The organism is Acetobacter zythi (genome assembly GCF_963921165.1).
Classification (GTDB): Bacteria; Pseudomonadota; Alphaproteobacteria; order Acetobacterales; family Acetobacteraceae; genus Acetobacter.
Map to the genome: position 1 here is coordinate 1 of NZ_CAWUEO010000023.1, position 17,429 is coordinate 17,429.

A 17,429-nucleotide genomic window follows, 5' to 3' on the forward strand; every position below is an offset into this window, starting at 1 on the left:
GAACTCCTGCCCTGGCACTGGAAAGCCCACCAGCAGGTCCACAATACCATCGCCGCCTGAATACGCCCGCGTCTCTCGCCGGATGGTTACGCTTGGTTGCTTCTTTGGTATCTTAATAAAGTCTGGCAGTCGCTTCAGGCTCTGCATCTTGTCGAAGTAGAACCGTGCCTGTTCATAGGTGGAGGGTTCTAAAAACCCACTGGTTTTGTTTCGCACTTTGTGATTCCATTCCTTCTACGTTTGTTGGTTGGGGGGGAGGGATGAATGATGAAGCAGCCTGATTTCTTTGATGTTGAAGAGCGCCTTGCTCGTCTGAGCGGGCTTGGTGATCAGCTCGAGGCCCTTTCCCAGACTGTAGATTTCGAAGCTTTTCGTGCTGATCTGGATAAAGCACTGGCCTATGCGGATGCCGTCAAAGACGGTGAATAAGATTCGAACCCATGAACTCTCGAATAACAGTCATTTGCGACTTTTTCGTATAGCGACTTTTGCAGGTCGAACGCTGTAAGCTGACGGACTGCTGACGGTCTTGCCGGAGACGAGTTCTGCTCCATTGTTTTCAGCCTCTCTGACAGCGTCCCGAAGGGTTTACCTTTGTTATAGGTGGTCGGCAGGCCAGAGAGAGCCTAAACACCTAACGCCTACTTTCGCCTGATTTGCTGAATTAGTCTGTCTGTGTCGGAACTGAGCTGGCTACTTTCGAGCGTCTCGATCAGGCGCCCTGGGAAATTAGTCTCGTACCAAGCCTTCTTTTTATCGCGATGTGCCGAATACTCCTCATCTGACGTCATCCCCCAGTGTTCCCAGAAGTATTTTTCCCCACCCACTCGAAGCGTGAAATCCGGTAGAAAGAAGCTGCCGTCTCCAGCATAGAGTGGCTCTTCATATGTAAATGGGATACCTGCTTGATGGAGCAGGTTCGCGATTATCACCTCGGATTTTGACCGCACCATGTCGCCGCTGAGCGCTTCATGGATCTTGCCGCTTTCATACCAGTCGCTTCTAGCCAACAGTCGGTCATCAATGCTCCTAAAATGGCCGAAAAGCGATGACGAAACGAGTACGCTCTGAGCATTCTCTTTGCGCCGCGCGTCCAACAACGGTGAGAGATTACCTTGCACGTACAGCCTGCAATGGCCTTGGGCGCGCGTTAATGCAGTATAGAGAAGTTCCGCACTCAGCGGTCGTCGAGACGCAGGGAGGACAACAAATGTCTGCTCGAACTCGCTTCCTTGTGACTTATGGATCGAAATTGCATAGGCGAGCTCAAGATTGCTCTCGACACTCTCAGATGTGAATCTTCCTTTTGTCGCGGTGGGAATGTCGCGACCATAGTTTACGCAAATCTTCTCTTTTCTCGCGAACTTCACCTGAAACCGCTTCAGGCGCTTCTTGCTGTAGCCCGCAAACACTTTCTTTAGGTCTGCTCGGTCGAAGTTGTGAGGTTCGACATACCCGATTTCTCCGTTAAAAAGCTCAACTTGGCGGGCTTTTCCGATAGCGAAATCAAAGGCCCACAGTCCCCGTCGAGATGTTCTGTTCTGGATCTGGATGACCTTGTCGTTCAACGTGATGCCGTCAACTGCACCCACACGGTCGATCAGGTCATTTGTCAAAACAGATTGAAGCTCAATATTCAGCGCCTCGACGCCATGAAGCTCTCCGCGGTGAGGGGTTAAGACCTGCAAGCGTTCGGGATTGTTCTGGACGATCTCGTTGCGCCACAACTTATAAATTGGCGGGTCACTATCTTCTCGCGGCAGGACTGAGACCAAGTCTGACACTAGGCTAGCTACGAGGTCCTCGGCCGAGTTCCAATAGACAACATCCAGATCTTCGTCGATCTTCCCTCCTTGGTGCACCTTCTGAAGGAGCTGCTCTGCCTCAGGCGTCGTTTGTTGGCTTTGCACCGCCGAATCTACCAAAAATAGCTCTGCTAGGTCGAGGATGCCTTGACCCTTCCCGTCGAGCCTATTTTCCATCTGACGCATATTAGTCTCAAGAACCGCCAGATTATGCGTTTCGGCTTTGCGCAGCCATTCAATGATATCCGAGAAGACGCGCCCTCTGCCGATCGGAGGAAGCTGATTGTGATCGCCAACAAGGATGAGACGCTTCACGTTTTGCCATTCGATTGATCGGAAGAATGTGGCGGCGAGCGCAAGATCAAGCATGGATGTTTCGTCGATGACGATCGTGCCTTCGAGATCAGAGCGTTTTCCACCCCATTTCTTGAAAGTTAGGTTGTCATTGAGCCAGCCGTTTGAAGCCAAGAAGGAGTGGATCGTCGACACGTCGACACCAGCTATCATGTGACGTTCGAATACGGCGCGTACACGGTCCGTTGCCTTGCCGGTCGGCGTCATCACATGGATCGGCGCGCCAACTCCCTCGACTTGCCGGATGCCTTTGACTATAGCACGGATGATGGTTGTCTTTCCGGTGCCCGCACGACCGGACACAACCGAAAGAGGCAACCTAAATATTTGAGCACATTGCTCTGCTTGGGCTGCGACTGCCTTCTTGTATTTCTCACCCCCCTTCTTCGAGAGGAGTGATTCATCATCAGAAACAGCTTGCAGCCAAAACCCATCTGGGAGGGGGCGGGACAGAGCAATGGCGGGCCGGTCGAAAAGCTCTGTGAGCGCCTTTTCGACTCTACGCTCATCCTGAAATACCTGCTTCAGATAGAGGTAGAGGCGCTCGTCTTCATTTTTGAGTACCAAGGCTTTTTCGAGCGGATCTCGCTCAACCTCAAAATATCGCAGACTGAAATTATGCCTCTTCCATTCTGGCATCCGATCCATTCGGGCATTGATTTCCTTCAGAATGATATCCGCCGGACGGAAGGTCTGATTAGGTTCGCGTCGTAATTGTTCCACACATAGCGAACGAAGCCTGCGAGGATCATCAAGGAGCATGTCGCATAGTACATCACCGCCGAGCTCCGGTGACGGAAAGACCCCGCGATCCATCGTACTCCATGGGATGATGTCTTCGGGCACATCTCCGACAAAGAGTTCGCTTAGCAGATAGGGGTCTTCGACAATTTCCTTCAGGTCGTCAGGCAGACCATGCGCGGCACGCTTCTGACCAACAATGCTTTTAAGCTGATCGAGATAGAGGTCAACGCGCACTGCAATCGTTTTAAGGAACATACGCGCATCGTCTTCCAGCAACTGCCAGGAACGCGAGACACGTTTCGTCACGAACCCAGTCAATTCCAGTTCGGGGCAATCCTTGCCGCTGTCGAGGGCATCAAAGAAAAGCTCGTAGGCTTTCTTCTCCTCCCTTCTGTCGCAATACCATTTGGCGTTGTTGATGCTGACTTCCGCATCGAGAAGATCCATCACGGTAAGCAGGCCAGGATATAAACCGCGCCGCTGCCAAAGCTTGCCGATCTGCGCCTGTACCCATTTTTCGCGAAGGTCCCAATCTTCCTGGGCGTCTCCGATCTCTTTGAGCCGGCCTATGGCATCGAGCAACTGCTCCAGCATCCCGATGGCCGTATCATCGGTGAGGTGACGCGCACCGTATTTGCACGTGGCGGGGTTCTCAGGTGTGACGAGGATCTTCTCGAGAATTCCAGGTTGATCGCGATAAGCGTGGTAGGGAATGCGGAAACCTTCATCAGGGTAGTAGGACGTCACATTGCGTGCCCACACCATGCCCTGAGCGAAGCGCTTTTTGATGTCGTCCGTGGCGTTCGGATAGAAAAGCGGTTTGCCGACCTGTTTTACTCGTGAGACCCCGACGATCACATACTTGGGGTCATTTTCGTCGGTGAACGGGTTGGAGTGGTTGGCATAGTAGAAGATCAGGCTTTCGCCATCGTCCAGTTCTGCAAAAAATTCGTCCGCGCCTCTGCGTCGCTTATCGTTATCGAGCCGACCGTCAGTATAAACCTCATCGCCATACATGGCTTCATACGGCCAGACGCATACGGTCGAAGGCGGGATATCCCATTCTTCCCGATCAGCACCACCGTAGAAGAAGTCTGGTGGATTGGAATAGCCGCGGATCGCGTCGGGCCCAAAGGTATTGATGCTGTATATGCAGGGTGGCACGTCGTCCCCCTTGAGCTTGCAGACCGCTTGGCCGGCGCAAGCCGTTTCCCTCTCCAAGTTCCGCTCTCGGTGGATCACGTCCCCAGGATAGGACTTCAGGCCAACGCAGTAGGTGTTGAGTTCTGGCTTCGAGCAGACGCGTCCGTTCCATCCGTCGTCATGCCAAGCGATGCGGGCAGTGAGATGCGTGGTCATGTGGCCGATGCCTCCTCTTTGGACTTGTAACGGTTTTGTGCCGGTATGGGGTCTTGTTACGCTGCTTTGGCGGTCATGTAGAGACGACGCTGGCCGTGCAGATAATCCTGATTGTGAACCTTCACAAAGGCGCTGTCGTTATCTTCCCCGCCAAAGGTCACACCGGTCGTCCGGTGAGCTTCGTCGCAGACAATCAGATCGAATTCCGGGAAGTCATGCTCTTTCTGGGCCTGACTGATGACATCAATGGAATGATAGGTGGAGAACACCACCGTCATATGGGTGGCGTCGTGACGTTTCTGGTATTCGGTCGCCAGTCGTTTGGGGTTTGTGGTTGCAGGGTAGCGAAGTTCGTGAACCTTGACCTTGATTTCGTCGTCGTTGGATGCCTTTTTCTTTCCCACATCACTGTCTGAACAGACAGCGAAACTATGCAGGGGAACATGACTTTCCTGGGTCCATTCCGTCAGGGACTGGGAAAGCAGGGACAGGCTGGGAACCAGAAACAGGACGCGACCACCAGCGCCAACCAGTTCTTCTGCCAGTTTCAGACTGGTGAAGGTTTTACCTGTGCCACACGCCATGATGAGGCGACCACGCTGATGCTTTTTGAAACCAGCCAGCACGTTCCCGATGGCTGTTTCCTGATGCGCGCGGGACTTTTTTTTCTCCCGTAGGACAGGCTTCTGTTTCGGCTGATACTGTGACCAGTCAATGACGCTGGTTTCAAGGTCGAGCAGGTCAATCTTGCTAACTGGCGGGTGCTGGTTGGCCAGTGTGTCTTCGGCGTTGCTGTTCCAGTGGTTCGTGGTCGTCACAATGACGCGATGGGAGAACCAGCTTTTGCCGGACGCTGAGAAGAAGGTGTCGATATCCTTCTTGGTTATCTTGTGGTCTGGTGCGTAGAACTTGCATTGGATGGCGTGGAGATTGCCTGTCCCCCGTTCTTTGGCCACAAGGTCGATACCTGTATCCTTGACAGGATGTCCCTCTTCCTTTGCCCACTCCTTGTAGGGCCAGACCTTGTCATAGAGATCGACATAGCTGGGTTCTGTCCGGAGATAGCAGACCACCAACTCCTCAAAATACGTCCCTTTTTCGCTCTCGGTGACGGCCATATGGCGAAGGGTGTCAAGCAGGGTAGAAAGAGTAGACATAAACAGAGGCCTTCAGGATTAAGATATTTCACCATATCGCTGAACGTCTTGTAGCAAAACCTTTGTCTTTATAACTTTGTGATGTGTGAAGTCATGCTACGTTAACACAGTGCCGATCTTCGTGCAGGTAAGCAATAAAGTCGTCAACTGTCTTTAAGGAGCATAGCAAGCATTCCAGTCGAGCGTGTTTTTGGGGCTGAAAGCGGCTTGAAAAGCTGGCCTTAATGCCTGACAGTTCTTTGCAGTGAATTATGGATGTTTTTTCATGTCCCGATTGCCCTCATGGTACGCGGATACATGAATATGCCGGGCATGATGGAGTTTTCAGTGAATACAGAGCATGAACCGATTGAAACAGAAGATGGCGTCACGTTGACTGAAAACAAACCTGAACTTCAAATCGCGTTGCAGGGCTCTGTGAATGCAAGTCTGTGGGAGAATAGTGTACCTCTCCTTGAAGAACTGGCATTCGATAACAAAAGTACAAATCCATATCAACTTGTCGAAATCAGTATTACCAGCGAGCCCCCATTTCTTACCCCTCGTTCATGGTTGCTTCAACAAATTGGCGCTGGGGAACTTCGGGTTCTAAAAGACCGTGACCTGACGTTGGACGGGGCATTGCTTTCTGCCCAGAGTGAAGCGTCAAAATCGACCGTAACTGTTGTGGCGCGGGCTGGGGAAGTTGAGCTTGCCAGAACGGCACATGATATTCGGATGCTCGCCCGCAACGAATGGGGCGGATTGTCGGGCATACCCGATATTCTGGCGGCTTTCGTTCTTCCTAATGATCCGGCAGTAGCCCGTATTTTACGCAATGCATCCGATATTTTACGTCAAGCCGGACAATCACCATCCTTGGAAGGTTATCAGGGCGACAAGGCGCGGGTGTGGGCGCAGGCACAAGCTCTGTGGTGTGCCATATGCGCCCTTGATATTACCTATATCAATCCACCTGCGTCTTTTGTTGAAAACGGCCAGCGTATCCGCCTTCCGACGCAGGTTGTGGAAGAACGACTGGCGACGTGCCTCGACACGACAGTTCTGTTCGCAGCATGCTTGGAAGCCATTGGCCTTCGGCCCCTGATTGTTCTGACGCGAGGACATGCTTTCGCTGGTCTGTGGCTCGCACAGCAGGATGCGGGCGCATCGGTCGTTCAGGATTTGCCAGGTATCCGTAATCGTTTGAAGCTTGATGATCTGCGTGTTTTTGAAACGACACTGGTGACAGCCTTATCCAAACCGGGCTTCACCGTTGCATGTGAACGCGGCGAGGCGCATCTGAGTGAGATTGATGACGAAGATCAGGATACGTTCCGCGAAATCATTGATATTCACCGAGCACGCCTGCGTCGTATTCGTCCGCTATCCACTTCTACAGTTTTATCAAATGATACAACGGATGAGGCTTCTTCCGATTTAGCTGGACAGCCAATATTCGAAGCTGCTCCTGCATTGCGTGAAGAGCAGGAAGAAGAGCGCCTGCCAGAGCGTCCTGCTGACCGTGTGCAGCGTTGGTGTAATCGTTTGCTCGATATGTCTGCACGCAATCGGCTATTGAATTTGCCGAAATCAGATCGGCAACTGATTGAACTCGATTGCCCAGATCCTGCAGCTCTCGAAGACATGGTTGCTGACATGCGTTCTGGCGGGAATGCTAAACCGCTTCGTTTCGTTTCTGCGCCAGGCCTCATGGATGACGATGATCCAAGAAATAAAGCTCTTCATCAAGGGCGGCATCATGAGGATGCCTCAAGAGCTTATGCTCAGGAGGCTCTTACACGACGTGAAATTGTCGTGCAGTGGAAAGAGGATAAGCTTCAAACCGCGCTGACCGAGATTTATCGTCAAGCGAGAAGTTCAGAGCAGGAAGGTGGCACAAATGTACTTTTCCTGACGATTGGTGCTCTGGCTTGGACACCTCAGGATAAGTCAAAACCTTATCTTGCACCCCTTATCCTTGTTCCTGTGATTTTGGAGCGGACTAGCATCAAGTCGCCGTTTATGCTGCGTGCGCATAGTGACGAAACCCGGATCAATACAACGCTGTTGGAAATGCTCCGCGCTGAATATGACATTCGTATTCCACTTCTAGAAGGAGAGGCGCTTCCAGAAGATGAGTCCGGTCTTGATGTGCCGAAAATTATCGAGGCATTTCGGCTGCATCTTCGTCATATTCCAGGATGGGAGGTGCGGGAGCATGTTAGTCTGACCACATTGAGTTTTGCAAAATTCCTGATGTGGAAGGATCTTCTTGAGCGCAAAGATCATCTTGCCACAAACGATGTAGCCAGTCGTTTGTTGAATGGAGTTAAAGAGAGCGAACAAATCAATCCGCACCTGCCGACAGGCTTTGATTGCTCTGGCGATCTTGATGATTTACTTGCCAAAGCCGATCTCGTTTGTCCGATGGAAGCAGATTCTTCTCAGCTCAAGGCTATCGCTCGTGCTGCGGCTGGTGAAAACTTCGTCCTAATTGGTCCACCTGGTACCGGCAAAAGCCAAACAATCGGCAACATCATTGCTAATACCTTGGCTCAAGGCCGTACGGTATTGTTTGTAGCTGAAAAACGCACTGCACTGGAGGTCGTCCGTGCGCGGCTTGCCAAGTTGGGTATCGCAGAATTCTGTTTGGACCTGTTTTCACCCAAAGCCAATAAAATGGCTGTTCTACAACAGTTTCAGACAGCACAAGCTGCGCTGGAGGATTTTCAACCCGAGGAATATGCACAGACCAAGCATTCACTGGACACTCTTCGTGCCGAACTAAATACCTACGTACGTGATTTACATACGCCTCGTCGAAATGGTTGGACACCCTATCGCGGTATTGGTGTCACTCTTCGCGCTCAGGAATCCTCTATCGTACGTATTCCACTTGAATGGGCAAACGCCGATGTCCATTCAAAAGCCGACTATGATGCACTCCTTCAGTCTGTTGAAGATTTGGCAACGCTTTATGCTCGTATTGGAGACGTTGTCATCTCACCCAGACTGGCAGGTCTTGAGCAAACAGACTGGTCGCCATTGTGGGAAGCCAAGCTACTTGGTGCTGTCAATGAGGCACTTAGTGCATTCGATACATTTCAAGATGCAGCACAGGATGTTCTCAAAGCTCTTGCTTTGCCAGCGAATAATCTCTCTTTTCTTCGCCTTGAGCAAATTAACGCGCTTTGCCAGCAGTTGCTGTCACCTCATATGGCCGCCTGGGCTTTTGCTGAAACTGCGCAAGACATGCGCGATGCCGTGTTGTTGGAGCAAGCAGCGGTTGCGCGTCATAGCACTTTGGCTACGGATTTAGATATCCGTTGGAAAGACAGTATTCGTGCCCTGCCTTTAACTGAAATGCTAGCAGAGTGGCAGGTCGCTAAAGATAAGTGGCTCCTAGCCCGTTCTATGGGGCAAAAAGCAATCCGTAAACGGCTAGAGCCTCATGCTATTACCTTACCTGAAGATTGTGAAAGTGACTTGGAGGCGCTCGTTGAATGTAAAACGATTTTTGAAAAACTCGCTAATGCTCCACATAAAGCAAGTATCGGAGCAATGTGGCGTGGTTTGGATACTGATTTTAATCAAATTAATACCACATTTGATTGGGGGCAGGAAACGCGTACCTGTCTAGCAGGGTGCGCGACCGATACTGCTGAGTTACTTACTGCGCGTGCCAATCTCAGAACCCTTCTGAATGAAGGACAGGATCTGTTGGCTCCTGGTGGAGCCGTCCACGTTGTTCTGACCCGCTATCTGGCAGCTTTTTCTGCGCTCGAAGTTGCCATGAAAACACTGGGGGCCTGTAGTGCCAGCAATGTAGTTATGTTGGTCGACCCCGCAAATGCCAACTGGCTTAATTGTACTATAGATAAACTGCGTGAGTGGAAAAATGCTGCGCGTGAGTTGCGGGACTGGTGCTCTTGGCGTCGTGCCTGCCATAAGGCTGCACAGCTAGGCCTAAAACCTATGGTCGAAGCTATGGAGCATGGTTTAGTTGCGCAGAACGATGTGCTGATCGTTTTTGAAGCGAATTATGCGCGTTGGTGGACGATGCATGCGGTCAGTGATTCTGCTTTGCTGAGTGGTTTCGTCGCAGCGACACATGAAGGACGTATTCTTCGGTTCTGTGAACTTGATGAAAAGCTGAAAACTTTGGCCGTTCGCCTGATCCGCGCGCGTCTTGCCGGGCGTATTCCAGGAGAAGCCGCGCGACAACATGATCCAGAATACAAGGTTCTTACTCGGGAAATCGCCAAAAAAACGCGCCATCTGCCGGTCCGTCAGTTGGCGGAAAAGATGCCGGAAGCACTTCGAACCCTGACACCGTGCCTGATGATGAGTCCATTGTCGGTCGCACAATACCTGCCCGCTGATGCTGCGCCGTTCGATCTTGTGATCTTTGATGAAGCATCCCAGATTGCAACATGGGATGCGATTGGTGCTATTGGTCGTGGCAAACAAGTCATTGTGGTTGGTGATCCCAAGCAGTTGCCTCCGACTGATTTTTTCACGGCAGGCAGAGCGACCGCTGATGCCGATACATCTGATGAGATGACGGACCTTGATTCGATCCTTGACGAATGTTTAGGCGCAGGTATTCCGGCCATTAGTTTGGAATGGCATTATCGCAGTCGTCATGAAAGCCTGATCGCCTTTTCCAATCAGGCCTATTATGGTGGTGATCTGGTTACCTTTCCTTCGCCAGTTACGGCGGATCAAGCTGTTTCTTTTCGCTTTGTTCCGAAAGGTATTTATGAACCAGGTAGGAATGGTTCACATACTAATCCAACAGAAGCTCGGATGGTGGTTGCGGAAGCGGTTCGGATTATGCGTGATGCTACCGATCGTTCGGTCGGCATTGTTACCTTTAATGGGGAACAGCAAAAGCTTATTGTTGATTTGTTGGATGCGGAAGTCCGAAGAGATCCAGCGCTTGAAAGATTTACGGGAGAACAGGCGAATGAGCCGGTTCTCGTAAAAAATCTGGAAAATGTGCAGGGTGAAGAACGTGATGTGATGCTTTTCTCGCTCACCTATGGTCCGGATATTACAGGTAAGATCTCAATGAATTTTGGGCCGCTGAACCGAGAAGGAGGGGAGCGTCGCCTCAATGTCGCAATCACACGCGCTCGCGAACAGTTAATTGTCTTCGGATCATTACGGGGCGATCAGATTGCAATCGAGCGGACGCGTGCAGCGGGTGTCCGAGATCTGCGCCGTTTTCTCTTGTTCGCAGAGCGGGGGGCGATGGCGCTTGCAGGCGCACACGAAGGTTCCGTCGGAGGATATGACAGTGTTTTCGAAGTCGAAGTTGCGGGAATGCTTCAGGCAAAAGGTTGGGAAGTAACAACCCAGGTGGGTGTGTCTGGTTTTCGAGTGGATCTTGGTGTTGTAGATCCTGATTTGCCCAGTACGTTTCTTGCTGGCGTGGAATGTGATGGAGCAACTTATCACCGCAGCGCAACGGCTCGCGATCGTGACCGATTGCGGCAGGCCGTGCTTGAAAAGCTCGGATGGAACATCCTACGTATTTGGTCCACTGATTGGTGGACCAATGCTCCTCGCGAAGTTGAGCGGATTGACCGTGCTTTAAACAGTTTTCTCGAAGATGCGCGTCAGACCCGTTCTGAACAAGTTGAGCGCGACAAGGTGGCAGCTGAGGAAGCGCTTAACGCTACCTCTATTGCAATGGATTGCGAAGGTGCTGTTGATGAGGCTGGCGCAATTGCGCATACTGAAAGGCGTATTGAAGAGCCAACGTTCGAGCCTATGCAGGATCAAGAAAATATTTCTGAGTCTCGTTATGCCAAAGCGCCGGAAGACATCTCTGCTCATGGTGAAGATGATTTAAACATTGAGATCGCTCCATCTCGGTTCGCTCAGGACGACTATCTGCCGACACTGACCAAGCTGATTGTTCGTGCAATCGATCAGGCAACAGTTATCCGTGAAGACATTCTTATTCAGACGTTATCACGAGCACATGGTTTTAACCGTGCAGTTCGAGAAGTCCGCGAACGACTTCAGCGCGCGATTCCCGCAGCTACTGCTCGTACGGAGGAAGCAATTGGGACTTTCCTTTGGTCGGATCAACAGCCTGTCGTCCCACGGTTACCTTTGACATCCTTACCTGTTGAAAAGCCTTTGGACCCGGCGACATTACCTCTTCAAGCACTCGTAGATCTTGCTTGTCGAGCTATTGCAATTGACTGTCCGGATGACGATGCCATTGCCCGGATGCGCGATGCATGTGGTATGAGCCGTATGGGACAGGCGACCCGTGCACGCTTTGCTGTAGCTTTGAATGAAGCGCGTCTTATGAATGACCAACACGATAAGGCTGGAGTATAAAAATAATACTCTGTTGAGAACAGGACTCTTCTGCTTTGTGTCAGGATGCTGAGGAGCGCAATGGGGCATTTGCCTTTGATAGTTGTAAATTTGAGGCGTGCGCTACGCATTAAAAGACGTGGATTTTATCGGTGCTGATGCTGGAAGACCCTGTCTGTTCAAAGCGGAATCAACTACATTTTCACGTAAAATCTGCGTCTGATTATTGGGTTATGCACTTCGAAGATACTGACGATGATGAATATGATTATGCGGTAGCGATGGAAGATGATGTGAAGGTAGGCCAGCGGATTGTTCTTGCTATTGGCAGGAGGCGCAGCATAGTATGACGGCATGTAATACGGAGGTATGTCATGGAAACAGTGGTTGTTCGCAAACAGGGGAATTCTGTCGGCATCACTCTTCCCGCTGAGACCCGTATCCGTCTGGATCTGGAAGTCGGCCAGGAATTGACGTTGGTGGAAATGGCGGACGGAATCAAACTCGTCAAACGTAATCTCAAGCTGGAGCGCCAGATGCAGATAGCGCGGGACACGTTGCGCGAACAGGCTGACGTTCTTCAGGAACTGGCAAAACGCTGATGGTTCCCGAGTTCCTTGAGCCTGATGTCGTTCTCTTCATGCATGATCAGGCTTTACGGGAATATGGTGGCACGCACGGTCTTAAAAGTGAGCACTTATTGCTGAGCGCTTTGGCGCGCGCAGAAAACTGTTGGCACTATGCCGAGGGAGATTTTCCGGACGTGACGACGCTGGCTGCAGCCTATGCGTATGGTATTGCTCGCAACCATCCTTTTAATGACGCCAACAAGAGGACAGCATGGAGTTGCTGCGTTCTCTTTTTACGCGTGAATGGTTTTCGTGTTCATGTTGCCGCGTCCGAGGTTGTTGAAACGGTTGTCGCTTTAGCGTCCGGGGCGATGACTGAAGAGGCCTTCGCGCTCTGGCTCAAACAACATAGTCATGTCGCTCAATAAGTTCAGTTCGGTCGCGTAGAGGGTATTTACTCTTCTGCGGTGAATAATGTTTCCAGTTCCATGCCTGGTGGAAAAAAGGTTGTGAATGACTTTTCGCAATCCAGGCGCAGGCCAGGACCAAGGCTACCTTCAGCGTCCAGAAAAATAATCCCGAGCGAGCAAAGAGTCTCGCGGATCGCCTTCAGGGTACGAGGGTGTGGTGATCGTGTTCCCGTTTCAAAATCAGCCAGTGTTCTGGAGCCGACTTCGGCTTTTTGGGCAAGCTCCTTTTGGGAGAGTCCAAGCATGGCGCGTGCGGCTCTGCATTGTGAAGCCAGCAGAATGGACATTTCGATCATCCTTGTCGGTTGTGGGACGTGTTTGCGTCTGCACTTCCATGTTGCGCTAAAATTGCAGTTTTCATGTTGGTTGTCAAATGGATATGGATATCTGGTACCGAAAAATCGCTCATAAATATACATAAACAAAGCAATATGGAGCCAAATATGTTTACAATTGCGTTTTGGCTCGATAAAGAGGTGTTCTGGAGAGTGACATTCTGCGTCGCTCGAATGTCAGATGCGGGTACGGACATGATTATCAAAGCCACGCGGATCGTGGCCGCAGATTCATGGCATGGTTTGTGGCGACACCTGATGCGTACGGATGAGAACGAAGCCGACATTGCTAAACAACCGTGATAAACCCAACTAAAATTTTTTTGCCGTTCTCGACTAAGTCGGCGGTTGATAACTCCCAAGAATATCTAACTTTGACTTCGGCATGGAACCATGCCATCCGAATGGATAGAACATCTTTGAAAGGCGAATAGTTGATGGCCAGAAGAGATTTTAAATATTATTTCTTCACAGAATCGTTGATAGAAAAAATAATAAACAATTATTATGATGTTTGAGGGCGAAATTACAAAAAATTAAGGAGCGAAACGGATGGATGAATTCATAGATTCTTACTCTGACGACCAAATCTATTTAACATTGTTAGAAAAGCTTGTTGATGGCGATCCTGAAGAGGCACCTTGCCCGGAAAGAATAAAGTACTCAAGTTACTGTAGATTGTGGAGTACGATGATGATCGGATCCATAGAGATGATGATAAAAAAATGGAACACAGGGGACAACCTTTGGAGTGACATCTATTCTTATTTTAATAGAGGCACTAATGAAGAGCGTATCGATAGATTAAAGGAAGCCTTTACAGTTAGAGGGATGAAATTAGATGAGGATATATTTAAGGATTTATTAGCCATTAAATATATCAGAAACGCATACGTTCATGGTGACTGGAATGCGCAGCAGAAAACATACGTTGTCGAGCGGTGTTTCCCGGATAATTTAATGCAATTTTCCAAGCCTAATTTTGTTAGATTTCAGGAGGTTTATGCGTCAGTCATGAATGCTCTTGGAACGATAAACGCGATTAAAACCATCTCGAAATAGCGAGACACAGCACTCGCCCTTCACTACTGCCACTCAAAACGCAGCTGGTGAAGTCTTTAAATAGACTTCACCAGCTAACCGTGCAAGCAAGATAACTGCATATGCGCTTTATCTCGCTACTGTCTTGAAATATTTCTTAGATTACTTCTTCAAAAATGCTTCAAATAGATTCGTCCAAATTTTTATAAATTTTTCATCAACATATTTACCAGGCTTTTTTTGTAATTTTTGTTTAGTTTCAATGGATAATTGTACTTTCCAGTTGGTAACAAGATCTACATTGTGAGCGGACGCCCAGCTTTTGATCTGTGGAACGATAGGCTTGCCTTCCTCATACGTCCCTTCAAAGTCCGTATCAGGTCGTCTTTCCATCTTATCTATAAGTTCGATTATCAACTCAGGCGGAATTAGATCCTCAATTTCAGTGTTCTGGATACCATCGATAAATTGGTCGGTGTTTAACACGGAGCTCTCATGTCCAGCATAAAGACTTTCTTTAAGTGCTGTAGCAGCTTGCTTTCCGGGACTATCGCTATCTAGGAGAACAAATGGAAGTGTATCATCCCTTCCGAGCAAAATAGATGCGATAATTTTTGCAGTCTTAGCACCTCCAGAAGGGGGAAAAACAAGTTCCATGCTAGGTCTTATCAGACTTCGAGAAACCAGAATATTTTTTATAGCAGATAGATAATGTTGGTCAGACGGCCCCTCAACAATAATCGGTTCACACCCTAGTAAAAGACTCTCAGCAACGCTTAAGTTCAAAGCAGAATGTACGGCATATGTCGCTCCTGCTTCACGTGTGCCACTCCTTGATCTACCTGCTCCTAAATTGCTGGATGCGACTGTACCACCGCTGGCATCGATATAAATTTTCCTCACTCTATCAAGCCGATCAGCATCAATTATAAATGGTGAGTGCGTAGTAAACAGTATTTGGTGCTTCTCAGAGAGAGAATTAAAAAAATAAGACAAGTCACGTTGAGCAAGGGGGTGTAGAGAATGGCCGGGTTCGTCTAACAGAACGATAGAATTGTCATGTGCGGCATCACTTTCATAAGTAAAGACAAGGAAAAAGCTCAAAAACCATTGGAGCCCAGTACTCCGATTTTCTAATTCAACTTTTTCAGGACGACGACTATCAGATACCCAAATTCTAAAATAATTACCATCTGCCTGTAGTTCAAAAACATAATTTCCCTGTTTCCACCAATCCTTAAAAGATTTAGTGAGTTTTGACGAGGCGGATTGTAAAAGTATAGACCTTTCTCTGACCTTATCATTTCCTAGTTCTTGTTGATTTTCGCTTTGGTCAACCCTCTGAATTAGTTGATTGAGATGATTGTATTTCTCAGTAATAACTGTGCGCGTTGCCAACTCATAAATTTCGTCAGCACTTAGATTTACAAGATCAAAAAGTACTTTTATAGTGCGAACTTTTGCTAGTTCTTTAGGACCCAAATCGTCCCTTTTCATATTTTCAATAACATGAGGTAAATAAATCTGTGCATCAAGATTTCCATAATTAGAATAATATACAAATTTTGGAATCTTGGAAATAATTGCAGACTTAAGGCTTTCTGATGACTCTGATTTTACTTCCGCGTCTTCTTCATTGTGAGTGTTAAATGTATTATTTGCGTCTACATCTAGACAATCTATAAGGCAAACATCATATTCTCCCGAAAATTTGCGGGAAATCTCGATACGAGTAACTTTCCCCTGATCTATTCCAAATTTTTCTAGGAAGCTTTTTTCTTCATCAGTCAAGATGAATACTGCTCGTATGAATGTATGCTGGTCTGGGTGCTCTCTCATTTCGGCGTAGAGTGAACGAGGCATATCGTCGACAAGATTAATTTCCCCCCCTCCAGATGGCTTCAATTTCCATAGTGGGAGCAAAATATTTGTCTTTCCGGCTTCATTTTCTCCAATTAGAGCTGTCACATCTTCTGTGTTTATCCAATCACTGTCGATCACCGAACGAAAATTAGTAACGCGAAATTTTGATAGCAGCAACATCGATACTCCTCATTGATTACGAAGATGTTCACGCTTATTTCGACTGGGATCAAGCGAACATATCGGGTCCAGCGATCCAAACGTGAAAGGTGTCCGTTTTCCTCACGTATGAGCAGCAAAGCCGACAGGTGGTTTCCCCCCCAAAGCTACCGTTTACGTCATCTGTCAGGCGTGAAGTGTATGAAAGGCGGATAGATGAGCGCCTCAACAACCCGTTGCAGGTTCTTCACCTCAATGCCTGACATGTAGTTTGTTGTTCCCTGTGAACGATGCGTTGCTTCATGCCCTAGCAGCGCATCAATCCACAGTTCGCGGATATCGTTCTCCTGATTGCGCAGCTTGGTGGAGACAAGGTGACGGAAGGAATGGAAGGTCACATCTTCTGGAATGCCTATACGGCGTTTGAATTTCGAGAAGGCCTGTGCAAACTCGTTCCCTCTGACCCCGTGTGGTGCGATTGTCAGTTCATCAAATAAGTAGAGTCCTGAGTTTTTGAACGTCAGGATTCCAGTTTCAAGCAGTTTGCTGTGTATCGGGACAATGCGTGTGCCTGCGGCAGTCTTGGGCGACCAGTTGCGCTGCTTGCCGTTCACAATCTCGGTGTGAGGCTGGATGTGGAAGCAGGGGATGCCGTCGATAATCTCGACGTCCTTGTTACGCAGGTTGCAGATTTCACCCAGACGCATCCCTGTATAAAGGGCTGTCTGGATAATCCCCTGATATGTGCGCTCGGATGTTACCCGACTTGTCCACGGTGCGGATATCGGTGCTTAATCTGCTCAGACGGTGCAGAAGATCATTCATGGCGGGAGTGACACGCTCGAAAAAATCTTCGGTCTGCTTCACAAGGGTGAGTTTCTCGTAAAGATGACGGGCTTCATCGGCCTTGCGGCGTGATTGTGCAGCGGCGCGTTCAACGTCACGCAGGTCTTCATGTTCGGTGATAATCTTCTGCTGAAGGGCAATCAGTTCCTTCAGTTCGGCTTTGGTTGGCTCGGGTGCGGCATCCTTGGCCTTATTGAACAACTCGCCGATCCTTCCATAAAGCAGCCCTGCGCGTTCGCGCGCTATCACTTTATTGCTGGTTTTCAGCGCAAGGGAAAACTCTTTCCGACCTAGTATGGCTTGGATGTCGCGTGGCACGGCACGCCTGAAATAATACCTCGTCCCCATGACCCGTAGCATCCCGCACTCTCATCCCGCACGTTCAAGCTGCTGGCAAACTTATGGG

The 17,429-nt window shown here is 49.2% G+C and carries 13 protein-coding genes and 1 pseudogene; 7 read left to right on the plus strand and 7 right to left on the minus strand.

All coding sequences use genetic code 11. The annotated features are described in order from the left end of the window. A partial coding sequence (locus AABE20_RS08600; protein WP_338332683.1) for a hypothetical protein occupies positions 1-216 on the minus strand: 216 nt, incomplete at its 3' end. Positions 217-267: 51 nt separating this feature from the next. On the opposite strand from AABE20_RS08600, the pseudogene AABE20_RS08605 reads away from it, so the two are divergent. Next, positions 268-423, plus strand: a pseudogene (locus tag AABE20_RS08605) (IS5/IS1182 family transposase); the annotation flags it as partial. 218 nt (positions 424-641) lie between these two features. On the opposite strand, the gene AABE20_RS08610 reads toward AABE20_RS08605, so the two are convergent. Then, entirely contained in the window at positions 642-4,262 is a 3,621-nt protein-coding gene (locus AABE20_RS08610; protein WP_338332684.1) for an ATP-dependent DNA helicase, read from the minus strand. 56 nt (positions 4,263-4,318) lie between these two features. Continuing rightward, entirely contained in the window at positions 4,319-5,419 is a 1,101-nt protein-coding gene (locus tag AABE20_RS08615) for a restriction endonuclease (protein ID WP_338332685.1), read from the minus strand. A 297-nt stretch (positions 5,420-5,716) separates the two neighbouring features. Between AABE20_RS08615 and proA the strand changes: the two genes are divergently transcribed. From proA to AABE20_RS08635, 4 genes are all read left to right on the plus strand, one after another. Then, positions 5,717-11,761, plus strand: a complete 6,045-nt coding sequence (gene proA, locus AABE20_RS08620; protein ID WP_338332686.1) for an anti-phage protein ProA — start codon at positions 5,717-5,719, stop codon at positions 11,759-11,761. A gap of 137 nt (positions 11,762-11,898) precedes the next feature. Continuing rightward, complete coding sequence (locus AABE20_RS08625; RefSeq protein WP_338332687.1) at positions 11,899-12,090, plus strand: hypothetical protein; 192 nt, start codon at positions 11,899-11,901, stop codon at positions 12,088-12,090. Positions 12,091-12,114: 24 nt separating this feature from the next. Next, complete coding sequence (locus tag AABE20_RS08630) at positions 12,115-12,342, plus strand: AbrB/MazE/SpoVT family DNA-binding domain-containing protein (protein ID WP_338332688.1); 228 nt, start codon at positions 12,115-12,117, stop codon at positions 12,340-12,342. Beyond that, the gene (locus AABE20_RS08635; RefSeq protein WP_338332689.1) at positions 12,342-12,737 is read left to right on the plus strand and encodes a type II toxin-antitoxin system death-on-curing family toxin; all 396 of its coding nucleotides are present in this window, start codon (positions 12,342-12,344) and stop codon (positions 12,735-12,737) included. Before AABE20_RS08630 ends, AABE20_RS08635 begins: the two co-directional genes overlap by 1 nt. 26 nt (positions 12,738-12,763) lie before the next feature. On the opposite strand, the gene AABE20_RS08640 is transcribed toward AABE20_RS08635, so the two are convergent. Then, positions 12,764-13,066: a helix-turn-helix transcriptional regulator gene (locus AABE20_RS08640; RefSeq protein ID WP_253531425.1), complete on the minus strand. Its 303-nt coding sequence runs from the start codon at positions 13,064-13,066 to the stop codon at positions 12,764-12,766. 72 nt (positions 13,067-13,138) lie between these two features. Between AABE20_RS08640 and AABE20_RS08645 the strand changes: the two genes are divergently transcribed. Both AABE20_RS08645 and AABE20_RS08650 read left to right on the plus strand, forming a co-directional pair. After that, the gene (locus tag AABE20_RS08645) at positions 13,139-13,417 is read left to right on the plus strand and encodes a hypothetical protein (RefSeq protein ID WP_338332690.1); all 279 of its coding nucleotides are present in this window, start codon (positions 13,139-13,141) and stop codon (positions 13,415-13,417) included. Positions 13,418-13,666: 249 nt separating this feature from the next. Further along, positions 13,667-14,176, plus strand: a complete 510-nt coding sequence (locus AABE20_RS08650) for a hypothetical protein (protein ID WP_338332691.1) — start codon at positions 13,667-13,669, stop codon at positions 14,174-14,176. A 141-nt stretch (positions 14,177-14,317) separates the two neighbouring features. On the opposite strand, the gene AABE20_RS08655 is transcribed toward AABE20_RS08650, so the two are convergent. The 3 genes from AABE20_RS08655 to AABE20_RS08665 all read right to left on the minus strand — a co-directional run bounded on the left by AABE20_RS08655 (position 14,318) and on the right by AABE20_RS08665 (position 17,383). Then, on the minus strand, positions 14,318-16,198 hold the full coding sequence (locus tag AABE20_RS08655; protein ID WP_338332692.1) for an AAA family ATPase: 1,881 nt from the start codon (positions 16,196-16,198) through the stop codon (positions 14,318-14,320). A 158-nt stretch (positions 16,199-16,356) separates the two neighbouring features. Continuing rightward, complete coding sequence (locus AABE20_RS08660) at positions 16,357-16,884, minus strand: tyrosine-type recombinase/integrase (protein WP_338332693.1); 528 nt, start codon at positions 16,882-16,884, stop codon at positions 16,357-16,359. Continuing rightward, a complete protein-coding gene (locus AABE20_RS08665) occupies positions 16,871-17,383 on the minus strand; it encodes a DUF6538 domain-containing protein (RefSeq protein WP_408740816.1) in 513 nt (170 codons plus the stop codon). The genes AABE20_RS08660 and AABE20_RS08665 overlap by 14 nt, the downstream gene beginning before the upstream one ends. Between the last annotated feature and the right edge of the window lie 46 nt (positions 17,384-17,429).

Coding starts and splice junctions, on each gene's coding strand:
- AABE20_RS08665 (WP_408740816.1), bottom strand. CDS start 17,383: ATGCTACGGGTCATGGGGACGAGGTATTATTTCAGGCGTGCCGTGCCA.
- AABE20_RS08655 (WP_338332692.1), bottom strand. CDS start 16,198: ATGTTGCTGCTATCAAAATTTCGCGTTACTAATTTTCGTTCGGTGATC.
- AABE20_RS08640 (WP_253531425.1), bottom strand. CDS start 13,066: ATGTCCATTCTGCTGGCTTCACAATGCAGAGCCGCACGCGCCATGCTT.
- proA (WP_338332686.1), top strand. CDS start 5,717: ATGAATATGCCGGGCATGATGGAGTTTTCAGTGAATACAGAGCATGAA.
- AABE20_RS08635 (WP_338332689.1), top strand. CDS start 12,342: ATGGTTCCCGAGTTCCTTGAGCCTGATGTCGTTCTCTTCATGCATGAT.
- AABE20_RS08610 (WP_338332684.1), bottom strand. CDS start 4,262: ATGACCACGCATCTCACTGCCCGCATCGCTTGGCATGACGACGGATGG.
- AABE20_RS08660 (WP_338332693.1), bottom strand. CDS start 16,884: ATGCGTCTGGGTGAAATCTGCAACCTGCGTAACAAGGACGTCGAGATT.
- AABE20_RS08625 (WP_338332687.1), top strand. CDS start 11,899: ATGCTGGAAGACCCTGTCTGTTCAAAGCGGAATCAACTACATTTTCAC.
- AABE20_RS08650 (WP_338332691.1), top strand. CDS start 13,667: ATGGATGAATTCATAGATTCTTACTCTGACGACCAAATCTATTTAACA.
- AABE20_RS08615 (WP_338332685.1), bottom strand. CDS start 5,419: ATGTCTACTCTTTCTACCCTGCTTGACACCCTTCGCCATATGGCCGTC.
- AABE20_RS08645 (WP_338332690.1), top strand. CDS start 13,139: ATGTTGGTTGTCAAATGGATATGGATATCTGGTACCGAAAAATCGCTC.
- AABE20_RS08630 (WP_338332688.1), top strand. CDS start 12,115: ATGGAAACAGTGGTTGTTCGCAAACAGGGGAATTCTGTCGGCATCACT.